This is a genomic window from Curtobacterium sp. MCLR17_054 (assembly GCF_003234335.2).
Lineage (GTDB): Bacteria > Actinomycetota > Actinomycetes > Actinomycetales > Microbacteriaceae > Curtobacterium > Curtobacterium flaccumfaciens.
In genome coordinates, this window is record NZ_CP126263.1 from 937,898 (window position 1) to 954,413 (window position 16,516).

12 protein-coding genes are annotated in these 16,516 nt (G+C 72.5%); 5 read left to right on the forward strand and 7 right to left on the reverse strand.

Features of this window, described 5'->3' with window-relative positions:
• Window positions 1-45: 45 nt before the first annotated feature.
• A complete protein-coding gene (locus tag DEJ08_RS04590; RefSeq protein WP_027464574.1) occupies window positions 46-1,365 on the reverse strand; it encodes a magnesium transporter MgtE N-terminal domain-containing protein in 1,320 nt (439 codons plus the stop codon).
• Between the two features lie 130 nt (window positions 1,366-1,495).
• Between DEJ08_RS04590 and DEJ08_RS04595 the strand changes: the two genes are divergently transcribed.
• Window positions 1,496-2,377 carry a YflT domain-containing protein gene (locus DEJ08_RS04595; protein ID WP_111054519.1) on the forward strand — a complete coding sequence of 294 codons (882 nt, stop codon included), beginning with the start codon at window positions 1,496-1,498 and terminating at the stop codon, window positions 2,375-2,377.
• A gap of 348 nt (window positions 2,378-2,725) precedes the next feature.
• On the opposite strand, the gene DEJ08_RS04600 is transcribed toward DEJ08_RS04595, so the two are convergent.
• Both DEJ08_RS04600 and DEJ08_RS04605 read right to left on the reverse strand, forming a co-directional pair.
• Window positions 2,726-3,202 carry a GNAT family N-acetyltransferase gene (locus DEJ08_RS04600; protein WP_111054518.1) on the reverse strand — a complete coding sequence of 159 codons (477 nt, stop codon included), beginning with the start codon at window positions 3,200-3,202 and terminating at the stop codon, window positions 2,726-2,728.
• A 9-nt stretch (window positions 3,203-3,211) separates the two neighbouring features.
• Complete coding sequence (locus tag DEJ08_RS04605) at window positions 3,212-4,696, reverse strand: aminopeptidase P family protein (protein WP_111054517.1); 1,485 nt, start codon at window positions 4,694-4,696, stop codon at window positions 3,212-3,214.
• Window positions 4,697-4,766: 70 nt separating this feature from the next.
• On the opposite strand from DEJ08_RS04605, the gene DEJ08_RS04610 reads away from it, so the two are divergent.
• Window positions 4,767-5,639, forward strand: coding sequence for a PHP domain-containing protein (locus DEJ08_RS04610; RefSeq protein WP_071405460.1), 873 nt, complete (start codon window positions 4,767-4,769; stop codon window positions 5,637-5,639).
• A gap of 177 nt (window positions 5,640-5,816) precedes the next feature.
• Here the strand turns inward: DEJ08_RS04610 and DEJ08_RS04615 are convergent, their stop codons facing one another.
• The gene (locus DEJ08_RS04615) at window positions 5,817-7,334 is read right to left on the reverse strand and encodes a DEAD/DEAH box helicase (protein WP_111054516.1); all 1,518 of its coding nucleotides are present in this window, start codon (window positions 7,332-7,334) and stop codon (window positions 5,817-5,819) included.
• 156 nt (window positions 7,335-7,490) lie between these two features.
• Between DEJ08_RS04615 and DEJ08_RS04620 the strand changes: the two genes are divergently transcribed.
• Window positions 7,491-8,207, forward strand: coding sequence for a ferritin-like fold-containing protein (locus DEJ08_RS04620; RefSeq protein WP_258367069.1), 717 nt, complete (start codon window positions 7,491-7,493; stop codon window positions 8,205-8,207).
• An 11-nt stretch (window positions 8,208-8,218) separates the two neighbouring features.
• On the opposite strand, the gene DEJ08_RS04625 is transcribed toward DEJ08_RS04620, so the two are convergent.
• Window positions 8,219-8,515, reverse strand: coding sequence for a hypothetical protein (locus DEJ08_RS04625; protein ID WP_111033226.1), 297 nt, complete (start codon window positions 8,513-8,515; stop codon window positions 8,219-8,221).
• Window positions 8,516-8,519: 4 nt separating this feature from the next.
• The gene (locus tag DEJ08_RS04630) at window positions 8,520-8,744 is read right to left on the reverse strand and encodes a DUF3107 domain-containing protein (RefSeq protein WP_031259670.1); all 225 of its coding nucleotides are present in this window, start codon (window positions 8,742-8,744) and stop codon (window positions 8,520-8,522) included.
• Between the two features lie 127 nt (window positions 8,745-8,871).
• On the opposite strand from DEJ08_RS04630, the gene DEJ08_RS04635 reads away from it, so the two are divergent.
• Complete coding sequence (locus DEJ08_RS04635) at window positions 8,872-12,027, forward strand: UrvD/REP family ATP-dependent DNA helicase (protein ID WP_146248486.1); 3,156 nt, start codon at window positions 8,872-8,874, stop codon at window positions 12,025-12,027.
• Window positions 12,024-15,305, forward strand: coding sequence for an ATP-dependent DNA helicase (locus DEJ08_RS04640; RefSeq protein ID WP_258367066.1), 3,282 nt, complete (start codon window positions 12,024-12,026; stop codon window positions 15,303-15,305). Before DEJ08_RS04635 ends, DEJ08_RS04640 begins: the two co-directional genes overlap by 4 nt.
• Window positions 15,306-15,513: 208 nt before the next feature.
• Here DEJ08_RS04640 and DEJ08_RS04645 read toward each other — a convergent pair whose 3' ends face one another.
• Complete coding sequence (locus DEJ08_RS04645; protein ID WP_111029543.1) at window positions 15,514-16,512, reverse strand: phosphotransferase; 999 nt, start codon at window positions 16,510-16,512, stop codon at window positions 15,514-15,516.
• Window positions 16,513-16,516 lie beyond the last annotated feature (4 nt).

The following is a 16,516-nucleotide window of genomic DNA, read 5'->3' on the forward strand; positions in this document are numbered from 1 at the left end:
GGGGAGTCGAGCCGGACCTCTTGCCGGTCACGGTCGCGACGGTTGTCATCCGTTCGGGCCACGGGTGGTCCTCCTTCCCGTCGTCACGGGTGTCCTGCGCGGGCGTTGGCGTGGAAGCGGTGAGGGTTCCCCCTCGCCTTGACTTCGCCAGTCGTCCGGCAGGACGTGGTCGAGGACATCGTCGATCGTCACCACCCCGACGAGACGGTGGGCGTCGTCGACCACGGGGACGGACAGCAGGTTGTAGGTCGCCATGATGCGGGTGACCTCGGCGGCGCTCGCGTCGACCCGGACCGGTTCGGTCTGCTGGTCGATGAGCGTGCCGAGCCGCTCGTTCGGCGGGTAGCGGAGCATCCGCTGGAAGTGCACGAGTCCGAGGAACCGACCGGTCGGCGGCTCGTACGGCGGCAGGGTGACGCAGACGGCGGCGCCGAGCACCGGTGCGAGCTCGTGGCGGCGGACCAGCGCGAGGCCCTCGGCCACGGTGGCGTCGGCCGAGACGATCACCGGTTCGGTGGTCATCAGACCACCGGCGGTGTCCGGCTCGTACTCCAGGAGCATGCGGACGTCCTGCGCCTCCTCCGGCTCCATGAGCTGCAGGAGGGCTTCACTCCGCTCGTCGGAGAACTGGGCGAGGACGTCGGCCGCGTCGTCCGGCTGCATCTGGTCGAGGACGTCGGCGGCACGGGCGTCGACCAGCCGGGTGAGGATCTCGATGCGCTCCTGGTCGGGCATCTCCTCGAGCACGTCGGCGAGGCGGTCGTCGGGCAGTTCCTCGGCGACCTCGAACCGTCGCTCGGCGGGCAGGTCGAGCAGCGTCGACGCGAGGTCGGCGGGCAGCAGGTCGGAGTAGGCGGCGATGACGTGCTCGGCGGACTGGGCCTCGCCGGGGAGCTCGTCCTCGGTGACCTCGTTCCACGTCGCGAACGTCGTCGGGCCCTTGCCGAACGGCGACGGCGTGGTCTTCGGCTTGCGGAGGAAGAGCTGCGCGACCTCCCAGTCGCCCTGCCCGCGGTCCTCGATCGCGACGTCCTCGATGGTGGCGCGGATCCGCTGGTTCTTGATGAGCACCTTGCGGCCGAGCATCTCGGCGATGACGCGCACCTCGCCGCCGCGCTGTTCGAAGCGGCGCATGTTGACCAGACCGGTCGTGATGACCTGCCCGGCACCGATGGAGGTGATGCGGCCGATGCTCACGAAGATGCGGCGCTTGCCGGGCACCTCGACGATGAGCCCGACGACGTGCGGGGGATCGGCCCGGCGGTAGACGACCAGGACGTCCCGGACCCTGCCGACGCGGTCGCCCGCGGGGTCGAAGACGGAGCACCCGGCGAGGCGGGCGACGAAGACCTTCGTGGCGCTCACCCGACCCAGCGTAGTCGCTCGGGTGTGCGCGTTCGCTCGCGCCGCCGACGGCACCGGTCGACGGCTTGCGATCGGCTGCTTCCCTGAGAGTGCACGTGCGATTGCAAGGTGTGCGGTGAATGATGGCTGTGTGAGCAATCAGAGCCCCTTCGCCGGCAGGACCGCCCAGGCGTTCCCGACGCTGCCCAAGGGCGACGTCCTGGGAACGTACGACAGCTACCCCGACGCGCAGCGCGTGGTGGCGAAGCTGGCCGAGGCCGACTTCCCCGTCAACCAGCTCTCGATCGTCGGCAACGACCTGAAGACGGTCGAGCGGGTCACCGGCAAGATGACCTACGGCCGTGCCGCCATCGCCGGTGCGCTGTCCGGCCTGTGGCTCGGCATCTTCTTCGGCATCGTGCTCACGCTCTTCTCGCCGAGCGCCGGCGGCCTGATCCTGGCGGCCGCGATCATCGGTGCCGCGTTCGGCATGCTCTACGGCATCGTCTCGTTCGCGATCACGAAGCGGCAGCGCGACTTCACGAGCGTGCACCAGGTGCTCGCCACGAACTACCAGATCGTCGTCGACCCGCAGCTGACCGGGCAGGCGCAGCGCATCCTCGGCGAGCACGGGGCGACCCCGTCCACGCACTGGAACGACGCTCCCCAGCAGCAGCAGCAGCAGCAGCAGCAGCAGTGGCGTCCGGGCCCCGGTGGGGTCCCGCCGCAGCAGCAGTCGCCGTACGGCGGGCACGCCACGCCGCACCAGCAGCCGGGAGGCCCGCAACACCCCGGCACGTCGGCCCCCGGCGCGCAGACGGGTGCGCCTTCGGGCCCCCCGCGCTACGGCACGAACGACGGACCCCGGTACGGGGAGACCCCCGAGACGGCTGCCGCCCCCGCGGCCCCGCCGGTGCCGGAGCGTCGACCCGAGGAGCCGCCGCGCTACGGCGAGCGGGTCGCCGGTGCCACGCCGCCGGAGCCCTCGTCCTCGCCGGATGCCGCGCGCGACGGGGACAGCGACCGCCGCTAGCCGCGCTCCGGCTCGCGCGACCGGGCTTCGTCCTGCGGTCGCGCGAGATCCGGTCGTGCGAGATCGGGTCGTGCGAGATCGCTCGACACGCCGTTCACGTCCGCCGAGGTCGCACGAACTGTCGCCCCCGAGCTGCGCGGGCGGCACTTCGTGCGACCTCGGCGGCGGAGTCCGGGTGGACCGAGTGGTCGCAACACCCCGCGCGCCCGGCGTCGAGCGGTCGGAGATCGTCGTTCGGCGCCGGCCCAGACGACGGTTCGTGACCGCTCGACCTCGGACCGACGGCACGTCGTGACCGAGAGCCGAGCGGGCTCGGGCGCGCGCGAGCCGGGCTTGCGCGCGGGCAGGCTAGAGGACCTTCGAGAAGCAGACCGACAGGGGCGCCCCGACGTAGGGCCCGAAGTTCGCGATCCGCCGGAACCCCTCGCGCTGGTAGAACCCGACGGCGCGCTGCTGCTCCGTGCCCGTCTCGAGGACGAGCGCCGGGGACCCGAGGTCGAGCGCCGCTTCTTCCAGCCGGCGCAGCAACGCAGCCGCGGCGCCGGACCCGCGGGACTCCGGCCGGACGTACATCCGCTTGATCTCGGCGATGCCGTCGTCGACGATGCGCAGGCCCCCGCACCCCAGGGGAGTCCCGGACTCGTCCCGTGCGACGAAGAACACCGCGATCGACTCGGCGGTCGGCTTCTCACCCGGTTCGGTGTCGCCGCCGTGCGCCCGGTCGATCTCCAGGCGCTGGGCGGCGCGGAGTCGCTGGGCGTCGGGGGAGTCGAAGTGCTCGACCTCGATCGAGATGGTGTTCGGGGAGGCCTCGGGCGTGGTCACCCGATCAGGCTAGCGGCCCGAGCGGGCGATCCACCCCTCCACTTCCGAGGGGGTCCGGGGGATGCCGACCGACAGGTTCTCGGCGCCGTCCTCGGTCACCAGGATGTCGTCCTCGATGCGGACACCGATGCCGCGGAACTCCTCCGGCACGGTCAGGTCGTCCTGCTGGAAGTACAGTCCGGGCTCGATCGTGAAGACCATGCCGGCCTGCACGGTGCCGTCGAGGTACATCTCGCGGCGGGCCTTCGCGCAGTCGTGCACGTCGAGCCCGAGGTGGTGGCTCGTGCCGTGCACCATGTAGCGACGGTGGAACTGGTTGTCCGGCTCGAGCGACTCGGCGGCCGAGACCGGCAGGAAGCCCCACTCGGCGGTCTTGCGCGCGATGACCTTCATCGCGGTGGCGTGCACCTGGCGGAACGTGATGCCCGGCTTGACGATCGCGAACGCGGCGTCGGCGGCCTCGAGCACGGCTTCGTAGACCATCCGCTGCACGGGGGAGAACGTGCCGCTCACCGGGAGCGTGCGGGTGATGTCGGCGGTGTAGAACGAGTCGACCTCGACCCCGGCGTCGATGAGGATGAGATCGCCCGGCTGTACGGCGCCGTCGTTGCGGGTCCAGTGCAGGATGCAGGCGTGGTGGCCCGAGGCGGCGATGGTGTCGTAGCCCACGGTGTTGCCGTCGGCGCGCGCCCGGCGGTTGAACGTGCCCTCGACGATGCGCTCACCGCGCGGGTGCGCGAGCACGGCGTCGAAGTCGCCGATGACGTCGTCGAACCCGTGCTTCGTGGCGTCGACGGCCTTGCGGAGCTCGCGGACCTCGTACGCGTCCTTGACCAGTCGCAGCTCGGACAGGTCGCGGGCGAGCAGGTCGTCGGTGGCCGGCGACCCCTCGGTCTCGTCCGCGCCACCGATGGCCGCGCCGATGCGGGCATCGAGGGAACGGGTCAGGTCGTCGTCGGCTTCGCGGACGAGCAACGCCGACGCGTCGAGGGCATCGGCGACGGCCGTGAACGCCCCGAGGTCGGCGGTGGCCAGCCCGAGGTCGGCGGCGACGGCGTCGAGCGAGGGGCGCGGACCGACCCAGAACTCCCCGATCTCGGGGTTGGCGTAGAACTCTTCCGAGTCGCGGCCTGCGGTGGCACGGAAGTACAGCGTAGCGTCGTGCCCGGAGCCGTTCGGCGTCATCACGAGCACGGAGCCGACGACGGTGTCGGTGCCCCAACCGGTCAGGTGGGCGAAGGTGGAGTGCGGGCGGAACGGGTAGTCGCAGTCGTTCGATCGGACCTTGGCCTGCCCGGCCGGCACCACGATCGTGCGGCCCGGGTGCAGCTCGGAGATGCGCGCGCGACGCTCGGCGGCGAACGCGGCCTGCTCGCGGGGCTCGGGCTGCGCTTCCGAGCGCTCGGCCCACTGCGACCCGATGAAGTCCTTGAAGGTCGAGGACCCGGGGGTCGTGGATCGGTTGCTCGTCGCGCGGGGAGTCGTGTCGGCCATGCGTCCATCATCGCACCGCCGGGCGACACCCGGCCTGTGCGGCCGCTCACCTGTGGATAGCATTGGCCACGTGCCAGACCCGTTCATCGACCTGCACGCGCACTCCAGTGTCTCCGACGGCACCGAGCGTCCCGCGGAGCTCGTCCGAGCGGCCGCGGCCGCCGGACTCGACGCCGTCGCGCTGACCGACCACGACACGACCGCGGGGTGGGCGGATGCCACGGCCGCGGCGCACGAGCTGCCCCTGACCCTGCTGCCCGGCCTCGAGTTGAGCACCCGGATCGGCTACCGCAGCGTGCACGTGCTCGGCTACCTTGTGGACCCCGAGCACCCCGGACTGGTCGAGGAGACGACCCGGATCCGCGACGGCCGGCTGTCCCGCGCGCACCGCATGGTCGACCGCATCGCCGAGGACCACCCGATCACCTGGGCGGACGTCCTGGCCCAGTCCAGCCCCGGTGCCACGATCGGCCGTCCGCACATCGCCGACGCCCTGGTCGCCCGCGGGCTCGAGTCCGACCGGTCCGCGGCGTTCCGCGGCATCCTGCACCCGGCGTCCGGCTACTACGAACCCCACGAGGCACCCTCGCCCCTGCGCGGCGTCGAACTCATCCGGCAGGCCGGCGGCGTGCCCGTCATCGCGCACCCGGCGGCGTCCTCGCGCGGGATCGTCATCGACGAGCCGATGCTCCGCGACCTGGTCGACGCCGGGCTCGGCGGGCTCGAGGTCGACCACCGTGAGAACCTGGCACACGGCAAGCGCACCCTGCTCGACTGGGCGACGCGCTACGGCCTGTTCGTCACCGGTTCGAGCGACTACCACGGCACCGGCAAGCCGAACCGGCTGGGGGAGCACCGCACCGCACGCGTCTCCTTCGACGCGATCGTGTCCGAGGCGACGGGCAGCGCTCCCGTGGTCGGACCCGGCTCGCGCCTGTCCTGACGCGTCGCGTCGTCCCACCGAAGCGACAGATCTCGGTCGGCGCGGCTTGACCCATCCGCGAAAGCGACAGATACCCGCTGACAGTTGGCGGCGATCTGTCGCCCTCGCGGGGCAGTCGGCGGGCGGGGACGACGAAAGGCCCGTCGCGTCAGCGACGGGCCCTTCGGTCTGGAGGCGCTACTCGCCGTCCGACGTGCCCTGCGGTGCCGAGGCGGTCGCCGAGGCATCGCCGGTGCCGGCTCCGCGACGGCGGCGACGGCGACGACGCTTCGCGGCGCCGTCAGTGGAACCACCTTCGACGGCCGAGCCGTCCTCGGTGCCCGCCGGGGTGGTGGGGGCGACCGACTCGGTGGCCGGAGCCTGCGGGGCGGACTGCTCCGAGCCTCCTGACCGGGTGCGGCTGCGCGACCGCGAACGCGACGCGTCACGCGAACCCGAACCCGAACCCGATGCCGGGCGGTCGCTGCTGCGCTTCTCGACGGGGGCGCCAGCCGAGGCGGCGTGCGACGACGAGCCGGGCAGACGGCCCTTGGTGCCCTTGGGGATGTCGAGTTCCTCGAACAGGTGGGGCGACGACGAGTAGGTCTCGACGGGCTCGGGGATGCCGAACTCGAGCGCCTTGTCGATCAGCGTCCACTTGTGCAGGTCGTCCCAGTCGACGAACGTGACCGCGATGCCGGTCTTGCCGGCGCGGCCGGTGCGGCCGGCGCGGTGCAGGTACGTGTCCGGGTCGTCCGGGATCGTGTGGTTGATCACGTGCGTGACGTCGTCCACGTCGATGCCGCGGGCGGCGACGTCGGTGGCGATGAGCACGTCGCGCTTGCCGGCCTTGAACGCCGCCATCGCGCGCTCGCGCTGCTCCTGGTTGAGGTCGCCGTGCACCGCTGCGGCGTTGAACCCGCGGTCCTTCAGTTCCTCGACGAGCTTCGCCGCGGCACGCTTGGTGCGGGTGAAGATCACGGTCTTGCCGCGGCCCTCGGCCTGGAGGATGCGGGCGATGACCTCGTCCTTGTCCAGGGAGTGCGCACGGTAGATGAGGTGCTTGATGTTGGCCTGCATGAGGCCCTCGTCCGGGTCGGTCGCCCGGATGTGCACCGGACGGCTCATGAACCGGCGGGCGAGGGCGACGATCGGCGCGGGCATCGTCGCCGAGAACAGCATCGTGTGCCGCACCTCGGGGACGGCCTGGAAGATGCGCTCGATGTCCGACAGGAACCCGAGGTCGAGCATGCGGTCGGCCTCGTCGAGCACGACCTCCTGCACGTGGGAGAGGTCGAGCAGCCGCTGCCGCTGCAGGTCGATGAGCCGCCCGGGCGTGCCGACGACGATCTGGGCACCGGCCTTGAGCTGCTCCACCTGGCCCTCGTAGGCCTTGCCGCCGTAGATCGAGACGACCGTGGTCGGGCGGTTCGAGGCCGCGAGCTCGAGGTCTTCGGTGACCTGGACCGCGAGTTCACGGGTCGGGACGACGACGAGCGCCTTCACGCCGTGCGCCGGGTCGGCACCGAGCCGCTGGATCAGCGGCAGGCCGAAGCCGAGCGTCTTGCCGGTACCCGTCTTGGCCTGGCCGATGATGTCCTGGCCGGTCAGGCCGAGCGGGATGGTCTGTTCCTGGATCGGGAAGGGCTCGATGATGCCCTTGCCGGCCAGTGCATCGACGATGTCCTGGTCGATGTTGAGGTCTGAGAAAGTCAAAGAATCACCTTAGTTCTGGTGGAAGTCCGGGCCAGTCTACCGACGGGCGCGTGGTCCGGGGCGCGGCGGGGTGCTTCGGGGAGTCGGGCGGTCCGGTCCGGGCGCCGAGCGGGGCGACCGGCGGGTCCCACGGGGCGCGCCCTCTATGCTGGTCGGGTGGTCTCGTGGTGGAACCGGAAGCGCGCGGCGCAGCTCGCTGCAGCATGGCTCGCGTCGCGGAACCCGCGCGGAGCCGCGCAGGTCAAGCGGCTCGCGCTCGACGACGTCACCCCGGAGCTCGACGTCTACCTCGGGCAGGCCGCGTACCTGCAGCTCTCCGTCTACGAGACGATGGGACGAGCCGGTGCTTCGGCCCCGACGCTCTCCGGCCGTCTGGTCACCGGGGTCCTCGCGACCACGGCGCTCGAGCGGCACCGCACGATCGTGGCCGAGATCGAGCGCAGCGGCGGAGACCCGGCGGCGCTGATGGCCCCGCACCGCGAGGCGATCGACCTGTTCCTCGAACGGACGAGCGGCGCCGACTGGTACGAGTCGATGCTGACCGGCTATGTGACGGCCGGCATCCTGAACGACCTGTTCGGCAACCTGCTTCGCTCGCTGCCGCTCGACGTGCGGCAGCGACTGCGGTCGGTGTTCGACGCGCGCGAGGAAGCGGCGGTCGTCGAGGAGCTGACGGCTCACATCGAGGACGACCCGCAGATCGGTTCGCGTCTGGCGATGTGGGGACGCCGTCTGGTGGGCGACACCCTGCTCGTCGCCCGGTCGGCGCTGGCGTCGCACGCCCGAGAGGACCAGGAGCGGCTCGAGCCGGTCTGGACCGAACTCATCGCCGCGCACACCCGACGGATGGATGCGCTCGGGCTGACGGCCTGAGCGGTCGAGCGTCAGGCGCCGCGCGTCTTGAGCTGCTCGTAGTACTCGGCGTCGCGCTTGTCGCGCTGCGTGCCGAGGAGCCACTCGACGACGAGGACGACCACGCCGGACCCCACGAGGGCCACGACCCAGATCCAGGTGCCGTCGTACCGCCACCCGGCCCAGGTCAGCGCTTCCCAGAGCACTGCTGCGGCGATGCCGCCGACCGCTGGGCCGACGAGCACGCCACGGTTCGACCGCCACGGCAGGATCACGTGCGCGACCGCACCGATGATGATGCCGCCGAGGACGGCGAAGAGCAGTTCCACGTCGTCAGGCGACGAAGCCGATGCGCCGTGCCTCTTCCGCGCCGACCTCGACGTACGCCAGGGCCGAGACAGGGACGATGAAGCGACGGCCCTTGTCGTCCTGCAGCGACAGGTGCGTCGACTTGGCGGTGAGCGCCTCGGACACGGCCTTCTCGACCTCGTCCGCGGTCTGGGCGGTCTCGAAGGCGATCTCGCGGGGGCTGTTGATGATGCCGATCTTGATGTCCACGAGCACAGCGTATCCGAGCGGTCCCGTGCGGCATCGGGCGTTCGCCGCGGGCGCACTCGACGGCGTGACGACCGGTGCCCCGCGCGTCAGCAGCGGTGCTGTCGGCGGTCCTGGGTACCGTACGAGCGTGCCGCAGACCACGCTGATGCCCGCTCCCGAGGACACCGGGTTCGCGCGCGCACTGGTCGACGACCCCTCGCAGGCCGCGGTGCTCGCGTTGCCGGACGGCCGTCACGCCGCGGTGATCGGTGCGCCGGGCAGCGGCAAGACGACCACGCTCGCGCGGCTCGTCGCCGACCGGCTGACCCGACCCGACGCGATCACCCCCGACGGCCACGCGACGGTGCTCGCCCTGACCTCGGCGCGGACGGCCGCGACGGCGCTGCGCGACCGGCTCGCTCGGGCGGTCGACCGGGTCGTGCCGGGTGCACTCGCCCGCACCGTGAACTCGCTGGCGTTCCAGATCGTCACCCACGCGGCGTCGGTGCAGGGACAGGAACCCCCGACGCTGCTGACCGGCGGGGAGCAGGACCGGATCATCGCCGACCTGCTCGGCGGCCACGAACTCGACGGAGCCGGACCGACCTGGCCCGACCCGATCACCGCCGTCGTCCGTGAGCGAGCGGGGTTCCGTACCGCCCTGCGCGACGTCATGATGCGTGCGGTGGCCGCCGGCGTCGAGCCCGACGACATGCGGGAACTCGGCGACGAGCTCGGACGGCCCGAGTGGCGGGCCGTCGGGGACTTCGTGGACGACTACCGGGCATCGGTCACCGCGTTCCGACCGACCGGACTCGACTCCGGCGAACTCGTGGCGTACGCCACCGCCGCGGTGCTGCGGCACGAGCTCCCCGCGAGCATCGCCGCCCTGCGCCTGGTCGTGCTCGACGACACGCAGGAACTGGTGGAGGGTGAGATCGCGCTCCTCGGGGCACTCGCGCGCTCCGGCGTGCAGGTGGTGGCCTTCGGCGACCCGGACATCGCCGCCTCGGCGTTCCGCGGCGCCGAACCGGACGTGCTCGGTCGACTGGCCGTGCGCCTCGGGGTGGACCGCGTCGACGAGCTGTTCCTCGGCGCGGTGCACCGGCACCCCGCGCCGATCCGTGCCCTGGTCACCGGCGTCACGGGTCGCATCGGCACCGCGGCCGCCGGTCGGCAGCGCAGCGCGTCGGCGGGCGACCAGGATGCGCGGTCCGACGCCGTCGTGCACCTCGAAGCCGCCAGCCGTTCCGCGCTCGTCGTGGCGATCGCCCGTCGACTGCGCGAACACCGCCTGCTCGATGGTGTGCCGTGGCACCGGATGGCCGTGGTCACCCGGAGCGGTGCTGCCATCCCCGAACTCGTCCGGGCACTCTCCGTGGCCGAGGTCCCGGCGACCGCCGGTGCCGCGCCCGTCCGTCCGCGCGACGACTCGGCGGCGCGGGCGCTGCTCGACGCGGCCGCGGTGGCGCTCGACGTCCTGCCGCTCGACGCCGCCCTGGCCACCGCGTTCGCCACGGGGCCCCTCGGCGGCCTCGACACCCTGGCGATGCGTCGGCTCCGGCTCGCCCTGCGGCGCGAGGAACTCGCGGGCGACGGCAGCCGCACCGCCGACGAACTGCTGGTCGATGCCCTGGGCGCACCGGAGCGCCTGGCGACGGTGGACGCCGGGTTCGCACGACGAGCGACCCGGCTGGCCCGGAGCCTGGTGCAGGCGCGTGCCGACGCCCAGACGGGATCGAGCATCGAGGAGATCCTCTGGGGCCTCTGGGAACGCAGCGGTCTCGCGAAGTCATGGGGCGCCCAGTCCGCCGCCGGTGGGGTCGGCGCCGGGGAAGCCGATCGGCACCTGGACGCCGTCGTCGGCCTGTTCACCGCCGCCAAGCGCTTCGTCGAGCGTACGCCGGACGCCCCCGCGCGGGTCTTCGTCGACGACCTACTCGGCGCCGACCTACCGGAGGACTCGATCGGACCCGACCGGACCGCCGGCCGGGTGCGGGTACTGACGCCGTCGGCGACGATCGGGCTCGAGTGCGACGTGGTCGTGGTGCTCGGTCTGCAGGACGGCGTCTGGCCCAACACCCGGGTGCGCGGCAGTCTGCTCGACCCGGACGGACTGGTCCGCGCTGCCGCCGGGGTCGAGCGTTCGCCCATCGACGACCGTGCCGCCGTGGTCGCCGACGAACTCCGGCTGTTCGCCCGGGCCGTCTCGCGCGCCACCACCCAGGTCGTCATCGGCACGGTCGCGAACGACGACGAGTCGCCGTCACCCTTCGTCCGGCTCGTCCCGGTGCCGCCGGACCGTCAGCCGACCGTCCACCCGCTGTCCCTGCGTGGGCTCGCCGGGTCGCTGCGCCGCCGCGTGGTGGGCTCCGGCGACCACGAGGCCGCGTCCGCGCTGGCCCGCCTGGCCGAGGCCGAGGTCCCCGGGGCGGACCCGGACGAGTGGTACGGGCTCGCCGAGCCGACCACGGACGACCCCCTGGTGGACCTCGACGCCGAGCCCGCGCCCGAAGTCGAGGGCGGCGAGCCCGTCGCCCCGGCAGTATCCGTGTCGCCGTCGCGGATCGGCACCTTCGAGGAGTGCCCGGTGCACTGGTTCGCGCAGACCTTCGGCGGCGGTGCCCCGAGCCCGGCGATGGGCATCGGCACGATCGTGCACGAAGCGATGGAGCACGCCACCGAGATCGACGTCGAGTCGCTGTGGGAGCGGGTCGAGGCGCGGTGGGACGAGCTCACGTTCGAGTCGCCCTGGGTCGCCGACCGCGAACGTGCCCGGACCCGGCGGATGATCGAGGGGCTGAGCGACTACCTCCGCACCTTCGCCAGCGCCGGCCGTCGACTGCTCGGCGCCGAGACCTCGTTCGCGCTCGTGACCGGGCCCGCCCGGATCCGGGGGAGCATCGACCGCATCGAGGTCGACCCCGAGGGGCGGGTGAGCGTCGTCGACCTGAAGACCGGCCGTTCGATGCCCAGCGAGAAGAACGACATGCCGGAACACCCGCAGCTCGGCGCCTACCAACTCGCAGTCGAGGACGGCGCGGTCGAGGGCGTGCCGGCGGGGTCGCCGATGACCGACGCCCGGCTGGTCTTCGTCCAGAACCCCCGCGGCGGACAGGCGTACTCCGAGCGGACCCAGCACGCGTTCGACGCCGAGGCGCGCGAGGCCTACCGCGAGCGGTTGCACGGGGTGGCGCGGGGCATGGCCGGACGCACGTTCGTGGCGAACGTGGACGACCACTGCGAGAAGGCCCGGACCGGGGTCGAGTGCCGGATCCACGTGGTGGCGGAGGTGACCTGGTGAGCGACACGGCGGACACGACCGACACGGCGGACACGACCGGCACGGCTACTGCTGCCGACACGACTGCTGTTGCTCCGCCCGTCATCCAGCACGGCGCCGACGCCATCGCCGACGCCCTCGGCCGCCCCCGTCCCACCGCCCAACAGCGCGCCGTCATCGAGTCACCGCTCGTGCCGGCGCTGGTCGTCGCCGGTGCCGGCAGCGGGAAGACCGAGACGATGGCCTCGCGCGTCGTCTGGCTGCTGGCCAACGGACTCGTCCGCCCCGACGAGGTCCTCGGCCTGACCTTCACCCGCAAGGCCGCCGGCGAGCTCTCCGTCCGCATCAACGACCGCATCCGTGCGCTCGAGGACGTGGGCTTGATCACCCCCGGGGACGCCTTCGAGGCACCCACGGTCTCGACGTACAACGCCTTCGCCAACGCGGTCTTCCGCGAGAACGCCCTGCTCGTCGGGCGTGACGGCGAGTCCCAGGTACTGACCGAACCGTCGGCCTGGCAGCTCGCCCGTCGGGTGGTGGTGGCCGCCCGCGACGACCGGCTCGCCGGACTCGACCGCGACGTCGACACCCTGACAGCAGCCGTGGTCGCGCTCGCCGGTGCCACCTCGGAGCACCTCGTCGAGCCGGAGGACCTGCGCCGGTTCGCGATCGAGTTCTCGGAGCTGCTCGAACTCCCCGGCAACCGCGGCAAGCCGTACAAGGCGATCACCGACGCGGTCGCCGCGATCGGCGCCCTCGAACCCCTGGCCGACCTGGTCGCCGAGTTCCGACGACAGAAGGTCGACCGCGGGTTCGTGGAGTTCTCCGACCAGATCGCCCTGGCGCTCGCCGCGGCGGAGTCGGCGCCGCGGGTCGTCACGGACCTGCGGAGCCGGTACGGCGTGGTGCTCCTCGACGAGTACCAGGACACCTCGGTGGTGCAGACCCGGTTCCTCGCCCGGCTGTTCCGCGGGCACTCGGTGATGGCGGTCGGCGACCCGCACCAGTCGATCTACGGGTTCCGCGGTGCGAGTGCCGCGAACCTCGCCCGGTTCCCGCACGACTTCGGCGGCGACGAACCCGGCGTGGCCGAACCCGTCACCTTCGCGCTGTCGACCAGCTGGCGGAACCCGGTGGACGTTCTCGCGGGGGCGAACGCGATCGTGTCACCGCTGTCCGAGGCGTCCGAGGTCGACGTCGAACGGCTCTCGCCCCGGCCGGGTGCGGACGCCGGCACCGTGCGGGTGGTGTTCCCCGAGACCCTGCCGGAAGAGGCCGACGAGGTCGCGGCGTGGTTCCAGGACCACCGCAGGCAGAACCCGGCGGGCTCGATGGCGCTGCTGCTGCGGGCTCGGAAGGACCTCGCGGCGTTCACGGCGGCGCTCGGTGCCCGTGGGGTGCCGTACCACGTGCTCGGCACCGGCGGACTGCTCCAGCGTCCGGAGATCGTCGACCTGGTGGCGTGCCTGCGCGTCCTGCACGACCCGGCGGCCGGCAACGACCTGATCCGGCTGCTCGCGGGTGCACGGTGGCGGGTCGGGGCGGCGGACATCGTCGCCCTGCACCAGCTCGCCCGGTGGCTGTTCCAGCGCGACCACACCCAGCAGCGCCTCGACGACGACCTGACCGCGGCCTTCCGTGCATCGGTTGCTGCCGGGGAGCACGGGTCGATCGTCGACGCGCTCGACTTCGTCGCGACCGCACCCGACGAGCACGGCGCGCTCGAGGGCATCACCCCCGCGGGTCGCAGCCGAATGCGTGCGCTCGGCGGGCAGCTCGCGATGCTCCGCTCACGCGCGGGGAGCGACCTGGTCGACTTCGTGACGCTCGTCGTGCAGGAGATGCGACTCGACATCGAGGTCGCCGCGCACGAACAGGGCAGCGGCGCGTACCTCGACGCCTTCATCGACGAGCTCGCCGGTTTCGTGTCGACCGACGACCGCGCCGACCTCGGTTCGTTCCTCGGGTGGATCGACGCCGCAGCCCGACGGGACGACATGGGCCCGCGGTCCGAGGAGCCCGAGGCCGGCACCGTGCAGATCCTGACGATCCACGGGTCCAAGGGGCTCGAGTGGGACGCCGTCGCAGTGCCCCGGATGGTCGAGGGCGGCCTGCCGGCGCGTCCGCAGGAGGGCTCGTCGGGTTGGCTCGGGTTCGGCCGACTGCCGTACGAGTTCCGTGGAGACGCCGCCGAGCTGCCGCGACTCGCATGGCGCGGGCAGGAGACCCAGAAGGACGTCACCACGGCGATCGACGCCTTCAAGGAACAGGTGAAGGCCCGCAACGAGGACGAGGAACGCCGGCTCACCTACGTCGCCCTGACCCGTGCCAAGCACGACCTGCTGGTGTCCGGCTCGTTCTGGGCGGGCGGGGTCCGACCCACCGAGCCGAGCCGCTACCTGCGCGACCTGGTGGACGCCGGCGTCATCGACGGTGCGGCGATCCCGGAGACGACGGTGCACGACGAGAACCCGATGGGGGAGAGCGGCGCGACCCAGACCTGGCCGCACGTGCCGTTCGGGCAGCGTGCGCCGCGGGTCCTGGCTGCCGCCGAGCGGGTGCGGAACGCGAACCCCGGTGCCGCGGGGCGCTTCGCTGCGGACATCGACCTGCTGCTCGCCGAACGGCACGCCACCCGGAACGCGAAGCACGCGGTCGCCGTCCCGCACCGGGTCCCGGCGTCGGGCTTCAAGGACTACCTGACCGAACCCGACTCCGTGGCCGAGCGGCTCCGCCGGCCGATGCCGGAGCGCCCGTACCGCGCCACCCGGCTCGGCACGCTGTTCCACCAGTGGGTGGAACAGCGGGCACGGAGCGGCGGCGCGCTCGAGACGCTCGACGTGTGGGACGGCGAGCTCGACCTCGATGCCGACGACCTGGCCGATTCGTCGCCGGACGCCGTGGTCACCGACGACGACGCCCGTCGACTCGCGGACTTCCAGGCGACGTTCGCCGGCTCACGGTGGGCGGGGCTGACGCCGATCGAGGTCGAGCGCGAGATCCACATCCCGTTCCTCGGCCACAGCGTGGTCTGCAAGCTCGACGCCGTGTACGAGATCGACGGGCGCGCCGAGGTGGTCGACTGGAAGACGGGCAAGGCGCCGTCGGGGGCGGACGACCTGGCCCGCCGAACCCTGCAGCTCGCGTTGTACCGCGTCGCCTACGCCGAGTTCACCGGGCGACCGCTCGACCAGGTCGACGCGGTGTTCTACTTCGTCGCCGACGACTTGGAGGTCCGTCCGACCGAGCTGCTCGACCGCGCCGGACTCGAGCGTGCGTGGTCCGAGGCCATCGGCTGACGTCCTGCGGGCGCGCTGCGCCCGTGTCGTGCTCCGCCCCCGTGTCGTGCTCCGCGCCCGTGTCGTGCTCCGCCCTGGAGGCCCGGTGCCGGTCCGCCGGACCCGCGCCGGGCCTCCAGGCGGTCGCGTCCACGACTCCTGCCGCACCTTGGTGAGCAGAAATGGTCGGGTGCGCCGCAGCGACCCGACCATTCCTGCTCACGAAGCGTCAGCCGTGGCGGCGTTCGGTGGAGGACAACAGCTGCTCCACCTCGCCGATCTCCATCGTCTCGGGTGACACGGACTGCAGTGGTTCCGCACTCGGGGCGTGCACCGCGTCGACCAATCGGTGCATCATCGCGACGGCGTCGTCGACGACCTCGGTGCTCTTCGCCTGGACGCCGTGCAGCAGCCAGTGCGCCGTCTCGAGTTCGTGGTGCACGCGTGCACGCTGTGCGAGCTGGCGGTCGCGTCCGCCGCCGTTCGCCTCGTAGGCGCTGAGGACGGTGTCGAAGGCGTCGCGGCGGCCGGCGAGCACCCAGGCGAGGTCCTTCGCCGGATCGCCGAGCCGCAGCTCGCCCCAGTCGAGGACCCCGGTCACCGCGTCGCCGTCGACGAGCAGGGCGCCGGTGCCGAGCGAACCGTGCACGACGGTCGGCGTGAACTGCCAGAGCTGCTGGTCGCGGGCGGCACCCTCCCAGCGTTCGACGAGCGCGGCGGGGACGAGCTTGGTCGCCACGGCGCGGTCCATCACCGAGACGGCGGACCGGAGCACCTCGAACGGCGTGAGCGACGGCAGGCCGGCGTCGGAGACGAAGCTCGTCGGCAGCTGGTGGATCGCGGCGAGGGCACGGCCGACGCTGGTGGCGAGGTCGGGGCGCTCGACGAGCGACGCGAGGGTCGGGTGAGCCCCGGCCAGCCGCGTCGTGACGATGGCGCGCGTCGACCCGATCGGCGCCTGGCCGCGGTACTCGGCGACGCCGAACGGCAGGCGTGTGCGGATGCCGGCGCTCAGCGCGCGGATGGCGACGAGGTCGGCCGACTGCCGCGCCTCGGCACGCTGGTTCCGGGGGCGGCGGATGACGATCTCGGTGCCGTCGGCGTCGCGGAGGAGCGCCGACTCGTAGTCGCCGGCCGCGGCCGAGCCGAGCGTGCGCGTGCCCGTGACGAGGAGACCTGGAACGGCCGTCGTCGCCAACGCGGCTAGAGTGAACTGGGATCCCGCCATGCCC